Below are 19037 nucleotides of genomic sequence, written 5' to 3' on the forward strand. Positions count from 1 at the left end.
GTAAGCGCTGTTTTCAGGCCACGGCTTTGAGATCGTGCGTTGCGGCATAGGCCCAAGGCAGCAGGTCGTCGATCTGGCTATTTGGATGATTGTTGACGATCTTGGTGAGGACGTCTGAGAGATAGGCCAGTGGCTCGACATTGTTGAGCTTTGCCGTCTCGATGAGCGAGGCGATAGTCGCCCAGTGTTCGGCCCCGGCGTCAGAACCGGCAAATAGCGCATTTTTGCGATTGAGGGCAATTGGCCTGATTGACCGTTCGACGACGTTGGAATCGATCTCGATCCGGCCATCGTCGATGAAGCGGGTCAAGCCGTCCCAGCGTGACAAGGCATAGCGGATTGCTTCGGCGAGTTTTGTCTTCTGGCTGATGTAGCCGAGTTGTTCACGCAGCCAGGGAGCGAGGCTGTCGGTAATCGGACGACTTTTTTCCTGACGGGCGACACGACGCTCCTCGTGGGGCCGGCCACGTATCTCTTCTTCGATCCTGTAAAGTTCGCCGATGCGTCGCAGCGCCTCGCTGGCGATGGGTGCCGGACCAGCGGCAGCAAGCTCATAGAAGCGGCGTCGAACGTGGGACCAGCAGAAGGCCAGCGACACGGTGTTCTTTGCCGCGAGCGGGCGATATCCACTGTAGCCGTCTACCTGCAGGATGCCGACGAAGCCGTCGAGATGGGCCATCGGTCGTTCGCCTTTGCGATCTGGCGCATAGACATAGGTGACACCGGGCGGGTCATCGCCCTGCCACGGCCGGTCATCTCGTGCATAAGCCCAAAGCTGGCCGGTCTTGGTTTTGCCACGTCCCGGATCGAGCACCGGGGCCGTCGTCTCGTCGGCGAAGAGCTTGGACGATGACTTCAGATGATCGAGCAGCCGCTGATGGACCGGGCGTAGATGCCAGGCGGCGCGACCGACCCAGTCGGCGAGCGTCGAACGGTCGAGGTCGATGCCCTGACGCTTGTAGATTTGCGCCTGGCGATACAGCGGCAGGTGGTCAGCATATTTAGATACCAGCACCTGGGCGACGGTTGCCTCTGTCGGGATGCCGCCCTCGATCAGCCTTGCCGGGGCCGGAGCCTGGACAACGACTTCTTCACAGGCCCGGCAGGCATACTTCGGGCGGCGCAGCACGAGCACCCGGAATTGGGCGGGCACAAGATCGAGCTTCTCGCTGACATCCTCGCCGATCCGATGCAGGTCGTTGCGGCAGCAGGGGCAGGCATGGTTATCGATATCGACCACGATCTCGACGCGCGGCAGATGCGCTGGCAGTGAACCCCGGTTCGTACGCCGTTTAGCGACCTGCGCCTGGCGCAGAGCAGTCGAGCCTTGTTCCTTCTCTTCCAGCCCGGCAGCCTCGATCTGTTCGGCCTCTTCAAGCCCAAGCAGAAGCTGGTCCTCTGGAAGCGTCTCTGCCCGTCGACCAAAGCGGTGACGCTGTAATTCCTTGATGATCTGCCGCAGGCGGGCATTCTCCGCCTCACGCGAAAGCACCATTGCTTTCAGCGCGTTCAGGTCATCCGGAAGCTCGTCTGCCGTCATCGTCATGGATCGAGAACAGCATATTTTGCCGCTCGGAGCGAGACGCTGAATGGCTCTGATTCAATTGGTCGCGCCCGTTATCCGGCCTTTATCGGCGTGCGCGTTTCGCTCGGCGCATGCACGCGTTTCCAGTCCAATCCTTCGAACAGAGCCGAGAACTGGGCGGCCGTCAGATGCATCACACCGTCTTGCATTCGAGGCCAATGGAACTCGCCATCCTCGATCCGCTTGGCGACCAGGCACACGCCGCTGCCGTCCCAGAAGATCAGCTTGATCCGGTCCGTTCGTTTGGCCCGGAATACGTAGATCGTGCCCGAGAACGGGTCGGCACCCATCTGGGCCTTTACCAATGCCGCCAATCCTTCAGCACCTTTGCGGAAGTCGACAGGCTTGGTGGCGATCATCACTTTTACCGCACCGGACGGGCCAATCACGACTGAGCCTTCAACGCCTGGATGACGGCGGCAATGGTTGCAGCATCGGTGCCAGAGGCAATACGCAGCCAGGCTCCATCAATCCGCAATTCAATGGCCGCCTCCGGAGAAGTTCTTCTTGGCAAACGTGCTTGCCGCGCCCTCTTCGGTTCCGAATTCTCGGGCGACACGACGACTGCTGGTGCAAACATTGGTGCTTGCTCCGGCACCGACAACACATCAAGCGGCTTTCGGGCGAGCCGTCGCCATGTGAACAACTGCTGCGGCGTCAATCCATGCCGCCGCGCCACAGAGCACACCGTGACGCCAGGCTCGCAACTCTCCGCAATGATCTGCGCCTTCTGATCGTCGCTCCATTCGCGACGACGGCCATTGCCTGTGAACACCTCAAACCGGCGTATCGGCTCATCCTTGGATTTAAGCGTAAGTTCTGAAATCGACATATGTCCTAGCCCTCTTTCGAGGTTGAACATCAATGATCAAGCGATGATCCGGAAGGTGGGGTCAGGACAGCGCTTACATTCAGACAGAGGGCGCAAATTTCGGCGATCTTGCCAAGCTGTCCACCATAGGCTGGTCGTTTGGTCCCAGCCTCTCAATTCCTATTTTTCATGGCGGCAAGCTCCTTGCTGATGTCGATGCTGCACGAGCCGAGCGTGACGTGGCGTTCATCAACTACCGAAGCAAGGTCCTGACAGGCTTGAGCGAAGTCGAAAACGCAAGTGTCGCATTCAACCAAAACCGCCTGCGCATTGCACAACTACAAAAGATTGTCAGCAATAGTCGCCAGATCAACGAGCTGACGCTTGAGCAGTTCAAATCAGGATCGAAGAATTTCCTCGATGTTCTCACCGCGCAACGTGAGCTGATGAATCAGGAAAACACCCTCGCGCAGGCGCGTACAGACATCATCGTGGATTACGTTTCCTTGCAAAAGGCGCTCGGTGGCGGCTGGAACGGCCGGGTCGACGTCGACACACCGGAAATCGTGGACCTCCATACCGGTCCCCACCTTGTAAAGCCCCTCCCATCGCTCTCGCCGCTCGACCGTCTCAAGAGGCAACAATGAACTCGTTGAAATCTGCACCACAGCGGCGTTTTCGCAAGCGTTGGCTGACACTTCTTGCCGTATCGGTGCTGACTGGTGGTCTGTTGCTCCAGCAATGGTCGAAGCAAGAACCGCTTCCTGAAATGACGACCGTGCAGCGCGGCGACATTGAGAGTTCCGTGCTGGCATCTGGCACGTTGCGACCTAAAAATCTGGTCGCCATCGGGGCTCAGGCCACGGGTCGAATACTTTCCCTCAAAGTGAAACCCGGCCAGCACGTCAAAGAGGGTGACGTCGTCGCGCTCATCGATGCGACCAACCAGCAGAACGAACTCGACAAGGCCGAAGCGACTCTACGCCAGAACGAAGCGACCCGAGAGCAGAACCTTGCTGATCTGGAACTGGCAAAATTGAATCTCGTTCGCAATCAGACCATGATCGGCAAAAATGCTGTTGCGCGCTCCGAATATGACAAAGCCGTTGCGAGATGAAAAAGCAACAGGCGCAGCTTGCCAATACGGAGGCGAGCATCGCCGCATCCAAAGTTGGCGTGCGTATCGCGGAAACCAATCTGGCTTATACGCGCATTACAGCCCCTATTGATGGCACTATTCTTTCGACCGTGGCGCAGGAAGGCCAGAACGTCAACGCGCAGCAAACGGTCCCGACGATCGCCATCCTTGGTCAAGTGGACACGATGACGGTGGAAGCGGACATTTCGGAAGCCGATATTACCCAGGTTCATAGCGGCTTGCCGATCTATTTCACCATTTCTGGTCGAAATTCGAAACGTTTTGAGACGCAACTTGAGAGCATAGAGCCTGCGCCGGATTCCGTCGTCAGCGATAAGAGTTTCGGTTTTAGCAGCGGCTTATCCGCATCGAGCGGCATCACGGCGTCCGCCGTTTATTACAAAGGCAAATTCAGTATTCCGAACGCGAACGGTTTGCTTCGCACCTATATGACGGCGGAAATTCATATCGTTCTGGCAAAAGTCAAAAACGTGTTGCTTGCGCCGGTTTCGGCGCTGAAATTACAAGGCGATACTGACCCGGACGCTCCGGGAGTGGCGACCGTCCGTGTGCTGACCGGGCATGGAACGCTGGAAGAGCGCACAGTGGAAAGGGGTATTACGGACAAGATCAATACGGAAATTCGCTCGGGCTTGCAGGAGGGAGACAAGATCGTCACCGACAATCAAGACACCAAAGAGACGGATGCCGGAGATTGATATGAGCGATATGCCGCTGATCCTGTTAAAAAATGTTTCGCGTCACTATCCGTCGGGTGATGGTTTCACCACAGTGCTGCGCAATGTTGATCTCACCATTGAGCGCGGTGAGATGGTGGCGATTGTCGGCGCCTCCGGTTCCGGAAAATCCACGCTAATGAATATTCTCGGTTGCCTGGACCGCCCCTCGGAAGGGCAATATCTGATTTCCGGGCGCGCGACTGCGGAACTCACGCCAGACGAACTGGCACAGCTTCGACGCGAGCATTTTGGCTTCATCTTCCAGCGTTACCATCTGATGAACGAGCTGGACGCTGTCGGCAATGTGGAAATACCCGCCATCTACGCAGGACAAGCGCACGACGAACGGCGCGAGCGCGCCCATGGAATCCTGCACCGTCTCGGCATGGGCGACCGCACCCATCATCGCCCAAACCAGCTTTCGGGAGGCCAGCAACAGCGTGTTTCGATAGCGCGCGCACTCATCAATGATGCCGATGTTATTCTTGCAGACGAGCCGACCGGTGCACTCGACAGCCACAGCGGTGAGGAAGTGCTTGGAATTCTTCAGGAACTGAACCGCGAAGGCCGTACAATCATCATTGTCACGCATGATCGTGCCGTCGCTGCGCGGGCGAACCGCATCATCGAGATACGGGACGGAGAAATCATTGGCGACGCCTCTCGTGAGGACGGCTATAGCGTTGCGAGGAGCCACTCCCCAATGGCATCCTCCATGCAGAAACTTAAATCATTCAGCGGCATACGTGGTCGCTTTAAAGAAGCTTTCGCGATGGCGCTGCGTTCCATGAATGCGCATCGCATGCGCACATTCCTCACAATGTTGGGAATCATCATTGGTACGGCGTCCGTCGTCTGCGTGACCGCGCTTGGCCAAGGCTCACAGCAGCGCATTCTCGAGCAGATCAGCAGCCTTGGCACAAACACGCTCTATATCGGACCGGGCAGCGGATATGGCGATCTGAAGGCCGCGCTTGTCACCACACTGAGCGTCGACGATTCAAACGAGCTCGCCAAGCTTCCCTGTGTCGTCGCTGCAACGCCCGAAAGCACTACAGCTGGAACGGTTCGTGTCGGAAACAAGGAAGTCAGCATCACGGTCAACGGTGTCAGTGAGCAATATTTCGCGACGCGGAAAAGCAAACTGATCGAAGGACGCTACTTCGACAAAAAAGGTCTCGATAATCTCGCCCAAGATGCCGTGATTGATACGAATGCCCAGAAGGGGCTTTTCCCGAACGAACAGGGATCCGTTGTCGGCAAGATCTTGTTCCTGAAACAGATCCCCGTGCGCATCGTCGGTGTAACCAAGGCCGACGACCAGGGCATGGCAGGCTCCAGCCGGCTGGAACTGTTCCTGCCCTATACAACGGTTCAGACACGCATGACCGGTACGCGTACACTGCAATCGATCGCCGTCCGCATTCGGGATACGATGGATCCAGCAGTAGCGGAAGAAATGGTGAAGGCTTTTCTGACAAGGCGTCATGGCAAAGAGGATTTCTTTATCTTCAACAGCGACACGCTGCAAAAAACCATTCAGGCGACGACAGCAATGCTAGCCCTGCTCGTCGCAAGCATTGCAGGAATATCGCTGTTCGTCGGGGGAATCGGCGTGATGAACATCATGCTGGTCGCAGTCTCGGAGAGAATCAACGAGATCGGTGTGCGCATGGCCGTCGGAGCGCGACAGAGCGATATCCTGCAACAATTCCTCATCGAATCCATACTCGTCTGTCTGATCGGCGGCGTATTGGGGGTGCTCATCGCGGGTGGATTCGGCCTGCTGTTTGCGCAATTCAGCACGAAATTACAGCTCATCTACTCGCCAGTATCCATTGTGGTAGCGCTGCTTTGCTCAAGCCTTATCGGCATCGGCTTCGGTTTTATGCCCGCCCGCAACGCCTCCCGACTCGATCCTGTGGTAGCGCTAGCCCGCGACTGACCTGTCACGTTGTTTCGGATTCCCGGTCAGCACTCTTTAAGGGAAGAATAAAATTTAACAACCATTGCGCGCCATATAAATCCTAATAAACGAGATCATTAATTATCTATAAGCATCTGAATATATGTATTTATATGCGCCATCTTGCGTGACCGCACAGAGCGTAATCCGGTGAACTGCGGAACGACACCTGTCAGAATTTTCTGGCCGACGGCGAATTTATGAAGGGGGTTGTTAACCTTCATTTTTTATTACTTGGGCTCATTCAGGCGACAGTATCTATGGTTCAGGTATCATGCGTAATTTGAGAGAAAATTTCCCCCATTCGAACGGAAATCGTACAGAGAACGCTTCGGACCCAAAGCCCCAGCGCAGCCCGTCGGATGCGCATAATCCGACAGATGACGGTGCCTGGAAAATTCATTTTTCCTTGGGCGAGAATGTCCGTTTCACCCGTACGCCGGAAGTGGAGCTGATGCGCCGTCGCGGCGAAGATTTGCCGGACGTCAATGCGCCCCGTTCGCAAGTCCAGCCCGTCGCAGAAGCGCCGGAAGCTATCGTGGAGAAGGTGGCTGAAGCCCAGCCGATGGCCGTCGCCGCCCTGCAGCAGAGCGTTTCGCTCGGCATGGTGCAGCCGCCCGTGGTTCCTGTGCCGCCTGCTCTGCCGGTCATGCCTGCTGCAGTAGCCGCCCCTGCGGTTTATGTCGCTCCAGAGCCTGTGGTTGTGCAGACAGTTGTTGCGCCGGTGGCAGAAGTTGCGACTTCTGCGCTCGCCTATATTTCCGACTTTGCCTTCTGGGAAGGTTGCGATGTTGAGGCAAGTCTTGCACCGACGGTGCCGGTTATTGCCGCTGCGCCTGCCGCTCCCAAAAAACCTGCACCGACCGTTGAATCCATTCTGGCGCAGTTCCGCATTCGTGAATGGAACAGCCAGCCGGAAGAAGCACCAGTTGCAGCCGTAGCACCGCAGCCCGTGGCAGAAGTCCCGGCTCCTCAACCCCTTGCGACACCAGAGCCTGTCGCTGCAGCGCCCGTTGCTCCAGTCATTGCTCTCGTGGCAAAGGCGAAGGCAATCGCTCCGAAGAAGGTAGAGGCTGCGCCTCAGATTGCCGAGGTTGCCGAAGTTTCGGGTGAAGCGACTGAAGACGATGTCGTACTTGCAGTCGTGGAAGCCGAAGAGCACAGCGTCGAAGAAATCGAAGTGCCTGCCCCTGTCGTTGCCGCGCCTGCTCCGGCAAAGGCTGCGCCGTCGATTGCTCTTTATCAGCCTCAGCCCCTCCCCCGTGCTGAAGCGCCGGTGATCCATGGCGAATATGAATTCCCGCCACGTGATCTGTTGCAGATGCCGCCTGCGCTTGACGGCAATGTCATTACGCAGGAAATGCTGGAACGCAGTGCAGGCCTGCTGGAAAGCGTGTTGGAAGATTTTGGCGTGCGCGGCGAAATCATCCATGTGCGCCCCGGTCCGGTCGTCACGCTCTATGAGTTCGAGCCTGCTCCAGGTGTGAAGTCCTCGCGCGTCATCGGTCTTGCTGACGACATCGCCCGCTCCATGTCGGCGCTCTCTGCTCGCGTTGCCGTCGTGCCCGGTCGCAATGTCATCGGTATAGAACTGCCGAATGCCAATCGTGAGACGGTCTATCTGCGTGAGATGATCGACTCCCGCACCTTCGAAGCATCGAATTATCGTCTCCCGCTTTGCCTCGGCAAAGGCATCGGTGGCGAGCCGATCATTGCTGAACTGGCCAAGATGCCCCACCTGCTGGTGGCTGGCACCACAGGTTCGGGCAAGTCGGTTGCGATCAACACCATGATCCTGTCGCTGCTCTATCGGTTCAAGCCGGAAGAATGCCGCCTGATCATGGTCGACCCGAAGATGCTGGAACTGTCGATCTATGATGGTATTCCGCACCTGCTTACTCCGGTCGTGACCGACCCGAAAAAGGCTGTCGTTGCCTTGAAGTGGGCTGTGCGCGAGATGGAAGAGCGCTATCGCAAGATGGCCCGCCTCGGTGTGCGCAATATCGAAGGTTTCAATGCCCGTGCGGCTTCCGCCAAGGGCAAGGGCGAAACCGTCATGTGCACCGTGCAGGCAGGTTTCGACAAGGAAACTGGCGAGCCGACCTATATTCAGGAAGAACTCGACCTGACGCCAATGCCTTACATCGTGGTTATCATTGACGAGATGGCCGACCTGATGATGGTTGCAGGCAAGGATATCGAAGGCGCTGTGCAGCGTCTGGCGCAGATGGCACGTGCTGCTGGTATTCACCTGATCATGGCAACCCAGCGTCCAAGCGTCGATGTCATCACCGGCACGATCAAGGCGAACTTCCCGACCCGCATTTCCTTCCAGGTCACGTCGAAAATCGACAGCCGCACCATTCTCGGTGAAATGGGCGCCGAACAGCTTCTCGGCCAGGGCGACATGCTGCATATGGCCGGTGGCGGTCGCATCGTTCGCGTCCACGGACCGTTCGTTTCGGACGAGGAAGTGGAACAGGTCGTCAATCATCTGAAGGAACAGGGCCGCCCGGATTATCTGGCAACCGTGACGGAAGATGAGGAAGCCGAAGAAGAAACCGCAGATGCCGCCGTCTTCGACGCGACCTCTATGGGTTCTGAAGATGGCGACGACGTCTACGATCAGGCAGTCAAGGTGGTGCTGCGTGACAAGAAGTGCTCCACCTCCTACATTCAGCGCCGCCTCGGCATCGGCTACAACCGCGCTGCCTCGCTCGTCGAGCGCATGGAAAAGGAAGGATTGGTCGGTCCGGCAAACCATGTCGGCAAGCGTGAAATCCTGACCGGGAATCGCGACTGATTTAATCGATATAACTACTTAAAAGGCCGGTTTGCGAAAGCAAATCGGCCTTTTTGCAACCAATCTCAAGCAGTTGAGTGCTGTTGCAAGAATGTCCTTGTCAATATGTTAATTATGATTAATACTTTGGATATTCGTACATTCTTGATGACCGGCCGGGGTAGCCCCGGATGCTACTCTGTGCCCAAAAAAACAGGGAGAATGGTTGATGAAGAGCATTATCATCGGGCCTACCGACAAGGATCGTACAGTCACGCAGCAGATACTGCATCGCATTCATGAGCAAATGCCGAAGCCCTCGGAAGACAAGACACAGGTTTGCAATGTTTTGCGCCGTTCGAAGGGCGGCTATTCGCATCGTCGGCACAAGATTCACAAGCTTGCCTGATTTTGCGTCATGAATTGAATATTATGTCGGTTTGCTATCAGCGCCACTCGCCATCCCCGGCCTGTTGGCGCTGTTATTTTATCCAGCCCAAACTTTCTAAATCCACATGACTGGTTTATGAGAGAGCATTGCTCTAGTGGTCTGCTTCCAACATTTGCATCCCGCGGTTCAAGCGCTGAGCAAATGTTGGAATCATAAAGACCACTAGCAAGTATATGTATCTAGTGGATTTTTCGAATTTGACGTTTGAAACAGCATATATGTCAGGCGGGATTCAAACGTCAAATTCAATCCACTAACATCAATAAATTCAGGAATGTGAGATGACCACCGAAGCCGATGGAAACGATCAGAAGAAAAAGTCCGGTTTCTTTCTTGGTTTCATGGCGGTACTGGCAAGCCTGTTTTTCGTGGTGTTTGTCGGCCTTGGCATCTGGCAGATTGAGCGCCTGCAATGGAAGCTCGACCTGATCGCTCGCGTGGACGCTCGCGTCCACGCTGAACCCGTCGCAGCGCCCGGCAAGGACGACTGGGCCAATATAAATCAGAAAGATGATGAATATCGTCATGTCACCATCACCGGCACCTATCTGAACGATAAGGAAGTGCTGGTGCATGCGCTGACAGAGCGTGGAGCCGGCTATTGGGTTCTGACGCCGCTGCGCACTTCGGATGGTTCGCTGACCTATATCAATCGCGGTTTTGTGCCGACCGACAAGCGCGATCTATCCGCCCGCCCTGAAACACAGATCGCTGGCGAAACGACTGTGACTGGTCTTCTGCGCATGCCGGAGCCAGATGGCTTTTTCCTGCGGCCCAACGATCCGGCAAAAAATAGCTGGAACTCTCGCGATGTCGCAGCTTTCGCAGCGAAGGAGAACCTCGGCACTGTGGCACCCTATTTCATCGATGCGGATGCCAAGTCCAATCCCGGCAATCAACCGGTCGGCGGGCTGACGGTCGTATCCTTCCGCAACAGCCATCTGTCCTATGCAATCACCTGGTTTGCGCTCGCAACCATGGTTGCCGGGGCTGCGGTGTTCGTCTGGCGTTACGAGCGCAAATCCAAATCTTAGACATGCAAGGCGTGGCCAAGCGCCTTCATGCTTGCCTCGGCAAAGCCCTCGCCCAAGGTCGGATGTGCATGAATTGTCCCTGCAATGTCCTCCAGACGTGCGCCCATTTCAACGGCTTGCGCAAAGGCTGATGACAGTTCGGAAATACCAACACCAACAGCCTGAATACCCAGAATGACATGATTGTCCGCGCGGGCCACCACACGAATAAAGCCGTCTTCCCGTTCAACCGTCATGGCACGGCCATTGGCCTGAAATGGGAAAATGCCAATCTGCGTGTTGTGACCTGCCTTGCGTGCATCATCCGGCAGCAGGCCCACGGTCACGATTTCCGGGTCGGTGAAGCAAACCGCCGGAATGCAGCGCTTGTCCCAGGCCTGCTTGCCGCCTGCGATGATCTCGGCAACCATCTCACCCTGCGCCATCGCGCGATGCGCCAGCATCGGTTCTCCCGTGACATCGCCGATTGCATAGACACCACGCATTGATGTGCGGCAGCGATCATCGATGCGGATGAAACGCCCATCCATATCGAGCCGGATTTCACTCAAGCCCCAACCATCGGTCTGCGGTTTGCGTCCGACCGTCACCAGCACCTTGTCAGCTTCGATGCGTTTGGTGGCGCCATCAGCCGCCAGCACTTCCAGTGCCTTGCCGTCTCCGGTCAGACCCTTGGCCGATGTGCCGGTCAGCACCTCCACGCCAAGTGTCTTCAGGCGCGCCATGACAGGCCGCGTCAGCTCCGCATCATATTGCGGCAAGATGCGGTCGGTCGCTTCGACGACAGTGACTTTGGAACCGAGCTTGGCATAGGCCGTGCCGATTTCGAGCCCGATATACCCCCCGCCCACCACAGCCAGTTTCTCCGGTATGGCGCTCATTGACAGGGCTTCCGTGGACGAAATGATATTGCCGCCGAAGGGCAGCGCCTCGATTTCAACCGGCACGGAGCCGGTGGCGATCACGATGTTCTCCGCATGAATGGTCTGGCGGCCTGTATCTGTATCAACCAGTACGGTCTTGCCGTCCATGAACCGCGCCTGCCCTTGAAACATGCGCACACGCGACCGTTTCAACAGCCCGGCCACACCACTGTTCAGTCGATTGACGATACCGTCTTTCCATTCAAGTGTTTTGACAAAGTCTATGGCCGGATTTTGCGCGGTAATGCCAAGCGCGCCCTTGGCGGCAAAGGCGGTCAGACGATGGAATTCATCTGCGGCATGGATCAGCGCCTTGGACGGAATGCAACCGACATTGAGGCAGGTGCCGCCGAGGCGCTTTCGCTCGACAAGCACGGTATCGATGCCAAGCTGTCCCGCCCGTATGCCGCAGACATAGCCGCCGGGACCACCGCCGATGATCAGAAGTTTGCAGTTAATCTCACTCATAAGTTCAGCCTTCCACAAAGATCATCGCAGGCGTTTCGATGAGGCTTTTCAGCTTCTGCACAAAGACAGCCGCATCCCAACCGTCGATCACCCGATGATCGAAGCTGCATGAAAGGTTCATCATCTTGCGTGGCACGAACTGGGTTCCGTCCCACATCGGGCGCACGGCAATCTTGTTGATGCCGACAATCGCGACTTCCGGTCGATTGATAATCGGTGTTGTGGCAATCGCACCAAGGGGTCCAAGCGACGTGATGGTGATGGTGGAACCGCTCAGCTCTTCCCGCTTTGCCGTTCCATTGCGGGCGGCATCGGTCACACGCGACAACTCGGAAGCCGCCGCAAAGACGGTCATGCTTTCGGCGTGACGCACCACGGGGACGATCAAGCCATTCGGTGTCTGCGTGGCAATGCCCACATGCACACCGCCGAATTGACGGATGATATCGGCTTCATCGTCGAAATGGGCATTCAGGCCAGGCTGTTCTTTCACCGCCTTGACGATGGCGCGGATAACGAATGGCAGCAGCGTCAGGCGCGGACGCCCTTCCTTCTTCTCATTGTTGAGGCCGCTGCGCAGCTCTTCAAGCTGCGTGACGTCGACTTCCTCGACAATGGTGATATGCGGAATATGGCGTTTTGCTTCCGCCATGCGCTCGGCGATCTTGCGCCGAAGTCCTATCACCTTGATCTCGTTGACAGATGTATCGGCAGCATAGCCCGACAGTGCCGTTGCAGCGCCACTTTCGGTCTCGAAAAGCGCGTCCAGATCTTCATGCGTGATGCGTCCGGCATGTCCGGTTCCGCGAACACGCCTGAGATCAACACCCGCATCACGCGCCCGCAACCGGACCGATGGCGTGGCCAGAGGCTTTTCACCTTCCGCCCGCACGGGGCCAGCGCCCGCAAAAGCCCGGGTCGAAGCTTCACGCTTGGGTGCTGCCGGCTTCGGTGGAACGGGCGTCTGCAACAAGACCGGCACTTCCGGTGCCTGCTGCTTGGGCGCCTCGACCGCTATCGGTGTATGCGCTGGCTCTTCAGCCTTTACTTCCTCGGCTGCGCCGGATGCGCCTTCGATTTCAAGCCGCACCAGTTCGGAACCGACGGCGATCTTTTCACCCACTTCGCCATTGATCGCGATAACTTTGCCCGCGCGTGACGACGGGATTTCCACCGTCGCCTTGTCGGTCATGACAGCGGCCAGAAGATCATCCTCGCGAATGATATCGCCAACCTTCACATGCCATTCGACTAGTTCGGCCTCGGCAACGCCTTCACCAACATCGGGGAGTTTGATTGTAAAATAAGCCATGTTGTCTCCCCTCACGCTTCCATGATCGACACGAGTGCGCGACCGACACGATCAGGACCGGGGAAATAGGCCCATTCCTGCGCATGTGGATAAGGCGTGTCCCAGCCCGTCACGCGAATGACTGGCGCTTCGAGGTGATAGAAGCAATCGCGCTGCACGAGCGCGGCAAGTTCTGCGCCATAGCCACAGGTCAGCGTTGCTTCATGGACGATGGCGCAACGGCCAGTCTTACGCACTGAAGCCATGATGGTTTCAGTATCGAGCGGCAAAAGCGTGCGCAGATCGATAATCTCGGCATCAACGCCGGTTTCTTCCGCGGCGGCCAGCGCCACATGCACCATCGTGCCATAGGCCAGAACCGTCACGGCGCTGCCTTCACGGCGAATAGCGGCCTTTCCAAGCGGAACCGTGTAATAGCCTTCCGGGACTTCACCGAGATCGTGCTTTTTCCACGATGTGACCGGCTTGTCATGATGGCCGTCGAAGGGACCGTTATAAAGCCGTTTCGGCTCGAACATGATTACCGGATCGGGATCTTCAATCGCTGCAAGCAGCAAGCCCTTGGCATCCGCTGGCGTAGACGGCATCACCGTCTTCAAGCCCGACACGTGGGTGAAAAGCGCTTCCGGGCTTTGGCTGTGCGTCTGCCCGCCATAAATACCGCCGCCGGATGGCATGCGGATCACGATGGGGCATGTGAACTCGCCTGCCGAGCGATAGCGCAGACGGGCGGCTTCGGAGACAATCTGGTCATAGGCCGGATAGACATAGTCCGCGAACTGAACTTCAATGCAGGGGCGCAAGCCATAAGCGGCCATGCCTATTGCCGTGCCAACAATGCCAAGCTCGCTGATTGGCGCATCGAAACAGCGCTCTTTGCCGTACTTCTTCTGCAAACCGGCGGTGCAGCGAAACACGCCGCCGAAATAACCGACATCCTCACCGAACACGACCACATTCTTGTCGCGCTCCATGGCAATGTCGTGGGCGTTCTGGATCGCCTCGATCATTGTCATTCTTGGCATCGTCATTCTGGGCATAGTCATCTTGGTCATGGATCAGAACCCCGCTTCCTGACGCTGGCGAACAAGGTGCGGCGGCGTTTCAGCGTAGACGTCTTCGAACATGTCGCGCATGGAAGGCTTGCGCCCGTCATGCAGGGTGCCAATGGCTTCCGCCTCGCGCTGCGCGCTGACGACAAGGTCCATCACTTCCGCTTCCGCCTGCTTGTGGCGGTCTTCCGACCAGACGCCGCGCAGGATCAGATAGTTCTTCAGGCGCAAGATCGGATCGCCAAGCGGCCACGCATCGCTTTCCGCCTTGGGGCGATAGGCGGAAGGATCATCCGAAGTGGAATGCCCGCCAGCGCGATAGGTCACATATTCAATGATTGTGGGGCCGAGATTGCGCCGTGCGCGCTCCACCGCCCATTTGGCCACGGCGTGAACGGCCAGATAATCATTGCCGTCTACGCGCAGCGAGGGAATGCCGAAACCGTGCCCACGGGCCGCGAAAGTGCCGGAACCGCCACGCGCAATGCCCTGAAACGTCGAAATCGCCCACTGATTGTTGACGATGTTCATCACCACAGGCGCCTTGTAGGTCGAGGCGAACACGAGCGCGGCGTGAAAATCACTTTCGGCTGTCGAGCCGTCACCAATCCACGCAGCCGCGATCTTGGTATCGTGGCTTATCGCAGAGGCCATCGCCCAACCGACAGCCTGCGTATATTGCGTCGCAAGGTTGCCGGAAATCGTGAAAAAGCCGTGCTCTTTCGAGGAATACATCACCGGAAGCTGGCGGCCTTTCAGCGGGTCCTGCTCATTGGAGAAAATCTGGTTCATCATGGTGACGAGCGGATAATCATCAGCGATCAAGAGGCCTGCCTGCCGATAGGTCGGGAAATTCATATCACCCTTGCGCAGCGCCTTTCTGAAAGCGCAGCTCACAGCCTCTTCGCCCAGATGTTGCATATAGAACGACGTCTTGCCTTGACGCTGCGCCATCATCATGCGCGCATCATAGGCCCGCAGGATCATCATGTGTCGCAGGCCGTCTTTCAGCTCGTCATCGGTAAGCGTTCCGGCCCACGGACCGACCGCCTCACCTTCCCGGTTCAACACACGAATAATGCTGAAAGCGAGATCGCGCATCGCTTCCGGCTTTTCGTCTATTTCCGGTCTTCTGACACTGCCGGCGCGAGGGATTTTGACATGGGAGAAATCCGGCGCATCGCCGGGTCGCCATTCCGGTTCAGGAACATGCAGGGATAGTACGACATCGTCGCTCATGCGGGCATACCTCGCAATGGGCCAAGCAACTGGCCTGGCAAAACTGGCATTGAATGTCGAACGGGTGGAATTCTGTTTGGTTCCGGCGGACAGGCTTCTTCGAAATCCGGTTCCGGATGGCCTTTCAAACACAGATTGACCGCATTCCTCCCATGCGACGTGAAGCCGGTTTTCCTCCTCCGATTTCACTGCCATTCAGGGTGATACGGCTCTCAAAATAAAGCAAGATTATTTTTCACAACCTCGAGAGGTGTTCTTGCAGTTCAGTTCTCCGGCCTGAAAATGCATCGCTTCAGGAGGTCAATGAAATAAGTGTATTTCCATGTTTTATATGGGATTTGATATGGAATGTTTAGCCCGCCACGTACGCAACATTCTTACGCATCATTGACGAATACGTCAGTACTATCTGGTACGATTTCGCGTTAATTGCGCATCACCAAATGATGCATGAGGCACTTTGTCCACCGCGCTGTCATGGCAAAACCAACGGAAAAGTCTCCAGAGGCCACCTTGATTCTGGCGAGCACAAAAAACCGCGCTTGAAACAAGCGCGGTTCAATTTTTTCGAACTGTCGAATGGCTTAGCGGATGGCCTTGCCGTCATCGTCAAAGCGATGCGTCTTGTCCGCTTCAGGCGACACGAAGATGATGTCATCTTCCGTGTAATGGTGCTCGCCGAACAGGCGAACAGTGATGAGACCTGCTCCCTCGGTCTCAACATAAAGGATAGTATCGGCACCGAGATGTTCGGCGTGGATGACCTTGCCTTTCCATTTGCCGCTTTCGCGGCTGACGCCAAGATGTTCCGGGCGAATGCCGATGATCGTCGCACCCGTTTCGCCGATACGGTCGGCATCGATGAAATTCATCTGTGGTGAACCGATGAAGCCTGCCACGAACAGATTGTCAGGCTTGTTATAAAGCTCCATCGGCGAACCGATCTGTTCGATACGGCCTGCATTCAGCACCACGATACGGTCGGCAAGCGTCATTGCCTCCACCTGATCGTGGGTGACGTAGATCATCGTTGCCTTCAGCTCGCGATGCAGCTTGGCAATTTCCAGACGTGTCTGCACGCGCAAGGCGGCGTCGAGGTTGGACAAGGGTTCGTCAAACAGGAACAGTTCCGGATCACGTACAAGTGCGCGACCGATGGCGACGCGCTGGCGCTGGCCGCCTGACAGTTCCGCCGGACGTCTCGCCAGATAAGGATCAAGCGACAGCATGGACGAAGCGCGCGTAACGCGGCTTTCAATCTGCTCCTTCGGCGCACCAGATTGTTTCAGACCAAGGCCCATATTGTCCTTCACGGTCAGATGCGGATAAAGCGCATAAGACTGGAACACCATCGCAATGCCGCGCTTTGACGGCGGCGTCACAGTCACATCCTTTTCGTTGATCAGCACCTGACCCGAAGACACATCTTCCAGACCCGCAATCGAACGCAGCAGCGTGGACTTACCGCAACCGGAAGGCCCCACGAAAATGATGAACTCGCCGTCGCGAACTTCCAGATTGATATCCTTCAGAACAGCCTGCGAACCGTAGCTCTTATTTATCGACTTGAGTAGCAGCGATCCCACAGTCAAAAATCCCTTACAGTTTTACCGGCTGGCCAAGACGCACGCTTTCATCAGCGGCGAGACAGATACGCAGCGATTGCAACGCATCGTCCATATGGCGGTTGAGATCGATATCCTCGCGAATGGCTTTCAGCATGTAAGCCTGTTCGCGTTCGCACAATTCCTGATGGCCCGGCTCATCGGACATGGAAAGATCCGTATCCGGTTTCAGGAATTTCCCGTCCGCACCGCGTTCAGCGCGATGGATGCGTATGGTCGAGGTTTTTGTGTGCGCATCTACGTCATCAGACTTGGTCACAGCCTCGTTCATGACAATGGAAACGCAGCCATTTGGCGAGATAACATCCTTCACGAAGAAGGCGGTTTCAGACATCATCGGACCCCAGCCCGCTTCGTACCAGCCAATCGTGCCGTCATCGAACAACACCTGCAGATGGCCGTAATTATACATATCCGGCTTGATCTCATTGGAAAGACGCAGGCCCATGCCGCGCACTTCCACCGGCTTTGCATCAGTGATCTGGCACATGACATCGACATAATGCACACCGCAATCGACAATCGGCGATGTGGTGTTCATCAGGTTCTTATGCGTTTCCCAGGTCGCGCCGCTTGACTGCTGGTTCAGGTTCATGCGGAAAACGTAAGGACCACCGAGCTGCCGCGCTTCAGAAATCAGCCGCATCCAGGATGGATGATGGCGCAAGATATAACCGATGACGAGCTTGCGTCCGTTGGCCCGCGCGCAATCGATGACCCGGCGCGCGTCTTCCACGGTCGTTGCCAGCGGCTTTTCGACAAAGACATGCGCGCCCTGCTCCATTGCAGCCACGGCATAATCGGCATGGCTTTCCGAATAAGTGGCGATGCACGCCATATCCGGTTTCAGTTCAGCCAAAGCCTCGTGAAAGGATGGATGAATTTCATAGCCTGCCAGCTCGTCTGGCACCGCAACCTTGGTCCGATTGACCAGACCCACGACTTCAAAGCCCGGATTGCGATGATAGGCCAGTGCATGGCTGCGGCCCATATTGCCGAGACCTGCCGAAAGCACGCGTACCGGGGCGATTGGGGCCGGGGCGCTTGTTGTATCTGAACTCATTTTACAGCTCCGGCTGTGATGCCGCGGATCAGTTGCCGCGAGAAAATGACGTAGAGGACGAGGATCGGGAACATTGCCAGCGAAAGCGCCGACAGAACCGCATTCCAGTTGGTGACGAACTGACCGATGAACAGCTGCGAGCCCAATGTCACCGTCTTGGTGGCTTCGCTCGGTGCGAGGATCAGCGGGAACCAGAGATCGTTCCAGATCGGGATCATGGTGAAGACGGCAACCGTTGCCATGGCGGGACGGATCAGCGGCAGCACAAGCTTGAAGAAGATCGCATATTCCGACATGCCGTCTATTCGCCCGGCATTTTTCAAATCGTCGGACACGGTTCGCATGAATTCGGAGAGGATGAATATCGCAAGTGGCAAGCCTTGGGCCGTATAGACGAGGATCAGCGACGTCAGACTATTGACTAGCCCCACAGCGACCATGCCCTGCAACAATGCAACCGTGCCAAGACGGATCGGGATCATGATGCCGATGGCCAGATAAAGGCCCATCAGCGTGTTGCCCTTGAAACGATATTCCGACAGGGCAAAGGCAGCCATAGCGCCAAACAGGATGACGAAGAAGATGCTCGCCACCGTAACGATGGCGCTGTTCTGGAAATAGGTCAGGAATGAGCCCTGCTTCAGCACCGTTTCATAACCGATGAGGCTGAAGCTTTCCGGGGTCGGAAACTGCAGCGGTGTGCGGAAAATTGCATTGCGGTCCTTGAAGGAATTGATCAGCGTCAGCGCCACCGGAAACACGGCGACAAGCATATAGATGATCAATGCCGCATGAACGAATGTTGTGCGAAGGGGCGAAGTGCGTGCTTTCGACATGATTTCTCGCTC

General features: G+C 56.6%; 17 protein-coding genes. 7 read left to right on the forward strand and 10 right to left on the reverse strand.

Annotated features, from left to right (window positions below; translation table 11 throughout):
* Positions 1-13: 13 nt before the first annotated feature.
* From tnpC to tnpA, 3 genes are all read right to left on the reverse strand, one after another.
* Entirely contained in the window at positions 14-1546 is a 1533-nt protein-coding gene (tnpC, locus tag ACTJKP_RS15840; protein WP_121539677.1) for an IS66 family transposase, read from the reverse strand.
* A gap of 71 nt (positions 1547-1617) precedes the next feature.
* Entirely contained in the window at positions 1618-1974 is a 357-nt protein-coding gene (gene tnpB / locus ACTJKP_RS15845; RefSeq protein WP_109366349.1) for an IS66 family insertion sequence element accessory protein TnpB, read from the reverse strand.
* Positions 1971-2417, reverse strand: coding sequence for an IS66-like element accessory protein TnpA (gene tnpA / locus ACTJKP_RS15850; protein WP_181375986.1), 447 nt, complete (start codon positions 2415-2417; stop codon positions 1971-1973). The genes tnpB and tnpA overlap by 4 nt, the downstream gene beginning before the upstream one ends.
* A gap of 77 nt (positions 2418-2494) precedes the next feature.
* Between tnpA and ACTJKP_RS15855 the strand changes: the two genes are divergently transcribed.
* The 7 genes from ACTJKP_RS15855 to ACTJKP_RS15885 all read left to right on the forward strand — a co-directional run bounded on the left by ACTJKP_RS15855 (position 2495) and on the right by ACTJKP_RS15885 (position 10507).
* Positions 2495-3043, forward strand: a complete 549-nt coding sequence (locus ACTJKP_RS15855; protein WP_440631417.1) for a TolC family protein — start codon at positions 2495-2497, stop codon at positions 3041-3043.
* The gene (locus tag ACTJKP_RS15860; RefSeq protein WP_440631341.1) at positions 3040-3513 is read left to right on the forward strand and encodes an efflux RND transporter periplasmic adaptor subunit; all 474 of its coding nucleotides are present in this window, start codon (positions 3040-3042) and stop codon (positions 3511-3513) included. Before ACTJKP_RS15855 ends, ACTJKP_RS15860 begins: the two co-directional genes overlap by 4 nt.
* Positions 3514-3572: 59 nt before the next feature.
* The gene (locus tag ACTJKP_RS15865) at positions 3573-4253 is read left to right on the forward strand and encodes an HlyD family efflux transporter periplasmic adaptor subunit (protein WP_440631342.1); all 681 of its coding nucleotides are present in this window, start codon (positions 3573-3575) and stop codon (positions 4251-4253) included.
* A 1-nt stretch (position 4254) separates the two neighbouring features.
* Positions 4255-6219 (forward strand): MacB family efflux pump subunit, encoded by a 1965-nt coding sequence (locus tag ACTJKP_RS15870; RefSeq protein WP_440631343.1) that lies wholly within the window; start codon positions 4255-4257, stop codon positions 6217-6219.
* Positions 6220-6805: 586 nt separating this feature from the next.
* The gene (locus tag ACTJKP_RS15875; protein ID WP_440631418.1) at positions 6806-9043 is read left to right on the forward strand and encodes a DNA translocase FtsK; all 2238 of its coding nucleotides are present in this window, start codon (positions 6806-6808) and stop codon (positions 9041-9043) included.
* Between the two features lie 208 nt (positions 9044-9251).
* The gene (locus ACTJKP_RS15880; protein WP_078336994.1) at positions 9252-9431 is read left to right on the forward strand and encodes a hypothetical protein; all 180 of its coding nucleotides are present in this window, start codon (positions 9252-9254) and stop codon (positions 9429-9431) included.
* A 323-nt stretch (positions 9432-9754) separates the two neighbouring features.
* A complete protein-coding gene (locus tag ACTJKP_RS15885; RefSeq protein WP_440631344.1) occupies positions 9755-10507 on the forward strand; it encodes an SURF1 family protein in 753 nt (250 codons plus the stop codon).
* On the opposite strand, the gene lpdA is transcribed toward ACTJKP_RS15885, so the two are convergent.
* The 7 genes from lpdA to ACTJKP_RS15920 all read right to left on the reverse strand — a co-directional run bounded on the left by lpdA (position 10504) and on the right by ACTJKP_RS15920 (position 19025).
* The gene (gene lpdA, locus ACTJKP_RS15890) at positions 10504-11898 is read right to left on the reverse strand and encodes a dihydrolipoyl dehydrogenase (protein WP_440631345.1); all 1395 of its coding nucleotides are present in this window, start codon (positions 11896-11898) and stop codon (positions 10504-10506) included. The genes ACTJKP_RS15885 and lpdA overlap by 4 nt on opposite strands.
* A 4-nt stretch (positions 11899-11902) precedes the next feature.
* Positions 11903-13210, reverse strand: coding sequence for a dihydrolipoamide acetyltransferase family protein (locus ACTJKP_RS15895; RefSeq protein ID WP_440631346.1), 1308 nt, complete (start codon positions 13208-13210; stop codon positions 11903-11905).
* An 11-nt stretch (positions 13211-13221) separates the two neighbouring features.
* A complete protein-coding gene (locus ACTJKP_RS15900; protein WP_440631347.1) occupies positions 13222-14235 on the reverse strand; it encodes an alpha-ketoacid dehydrogenase subunit beta in 1014 nt (337 codons plus the stop codon).
* A gap of 33 nt (positions 14236-14268) precedes the next feature.
* Positions 14269-15501 (reverse strand): 3-methyl-2-oxobutanoate dehydrogenase (2-methylpropanoyl-transferring) subunit alpha, encoded by a 1233-nt coding sequence (locus ACTJKP_RS15905; RefSeq protein ID WP_078337087.1) that lies wholly within the window; start codon positions 15499-15501, stop codon positions 14269-14271.
* Positions 15502-16085: 584 nt separating this feature from the next.
* Positions 16086-17087, reverse strand: coding sequence for an ABC transporter ATP-binding protein (locus ACTJKP_RS15910; protein ID WP_440631348.1), 1002 nt, complete (start codon positions 17085-17087; stop codon positions 16086-16088).
* Between the two features lie 13 nt (positions 17088-17100).
* Positions 17101-18189: a Gfo/Idh/MocA family protein gene (locus ACTJKP_RS15915; RefSeq protein WP_440631349.1), complete on the reverse strand. Its 1089-nt coding sequence runs from the start codon at positions 18187-18189 to the stop codon at positions 17101-17103.
* Positions 18186-19025, reverse strand: coding sequence for a carbohydrate ABC transporter permease (locus tag ACTJKP_RS15920; protein ID WP_078337000.1), 840 nt, complete (start codon positions 19023-19025; stop codon positions 18186-18188). The genes ACTJKP_RS15915 and ACTJKP_RS15920 overlap by 4 nt, the downstream gene beginning before the upstream one ends.
* Between the last annotated feature and the right edge of the window lie 12 nt (positions 19026-19037).

The sequence above is a fragment of the Brucella sp. 22210 genome (assembly GCF_052045675.1).
Lineage (GTDB): Bacteria > Pseudomonadota > Alphaproteobacteria > Rhizobiales > Rhizobiaceae > Brucella.

Coding starts and splice junctions, on each gene's coding strand:
- tnpC (WP_121539677.1), bottom strand. CDS start 1,546: ATGACGATGACGGCAGACGAGCTTCCGGATGACCTGAACGCGCTGAAA.
- tnpA (WP_181375986.1), bottom strand. CDS start 2,417: ATGTCGATTTCAGAACTTACGCTTAAATCCAAGGATGAGCCGATACGC.
- ACTJKP_RS15860 (WP_440631341.1), top strand. CDS start 3,040: ATGAACTCGTTGAAATCTGCACCACAGCGGCGTTTTCGCAAGCGTTGG.
- ACTJKP_RS15870 (WP_440631343.1), top strand. CDS start 4,255: ATGAGCGATATGCCGCTGATCCTGTTAAAAAATGTTTCGCGTCACTAT.
- ACTJKP_RS15875 (WP_440631418.1), top strand. CDS start 6,806: ATGGCCGTCGCCGCCCTGCAGCAGAGCGTTTCGCTCGGCATGGTGCAG.
- ACTJKP_RS15880 (WP_078336994.1), top strand. CDS start 9,252: ATGAAGAGCATTATCATCGGGCCTACCGACAAGGATCGTACAGTCACG.
- ACTJKP_RS15885 (WP_440631344.1), top strand. CDS start 9,755: ATGACCACCGAAGCCGATGGAAACGATCAGAAGAAAAAGTCCGGTTTC.
- lpdA (WP_440631345.1), bottom strand. CDS start 11,898: ATGAGTGAGATTAACTGCAAACTTCTGATCATCGGCGGTGGTCCCGGC.
- ACTJKP_RS15895 (WP_440631346.1), bottom strand. CDS start 13,210: ATGGCTTATTTTACAATCAAACTCCCCGATGTTGGTGAAGGCGTTGCC.
- ACTJKP_RS15900 (WP_440631347.1), bottom strand. CDS start 14,235: ATGCCAAGAATGACAATGATCGAGGCGATCCAGAACGCCCACGACATT.
- ACTJKP_RS15905 (WP_078337087.1), bottom strand. CDS start 15,501: ATGAGCGACGATGTCGTACTATCCCTGCATGTTCCTGAACCGGAATGG.
- ACTJKP_RS15915 (WP_440631349.1), bottom strand. CDS start 18,189: ATGAGTTCAGATACAACAAGCGCCCCGGCCCCAATCGCCCCGGTACGC.
- ACTJKP_RS15920 (WP_078337000.1), bottom strand. CDS start 19,025: ATGTCGAAAGCACGCACTTCGCCCCTTCGCACAACATTCGTTCATGCG.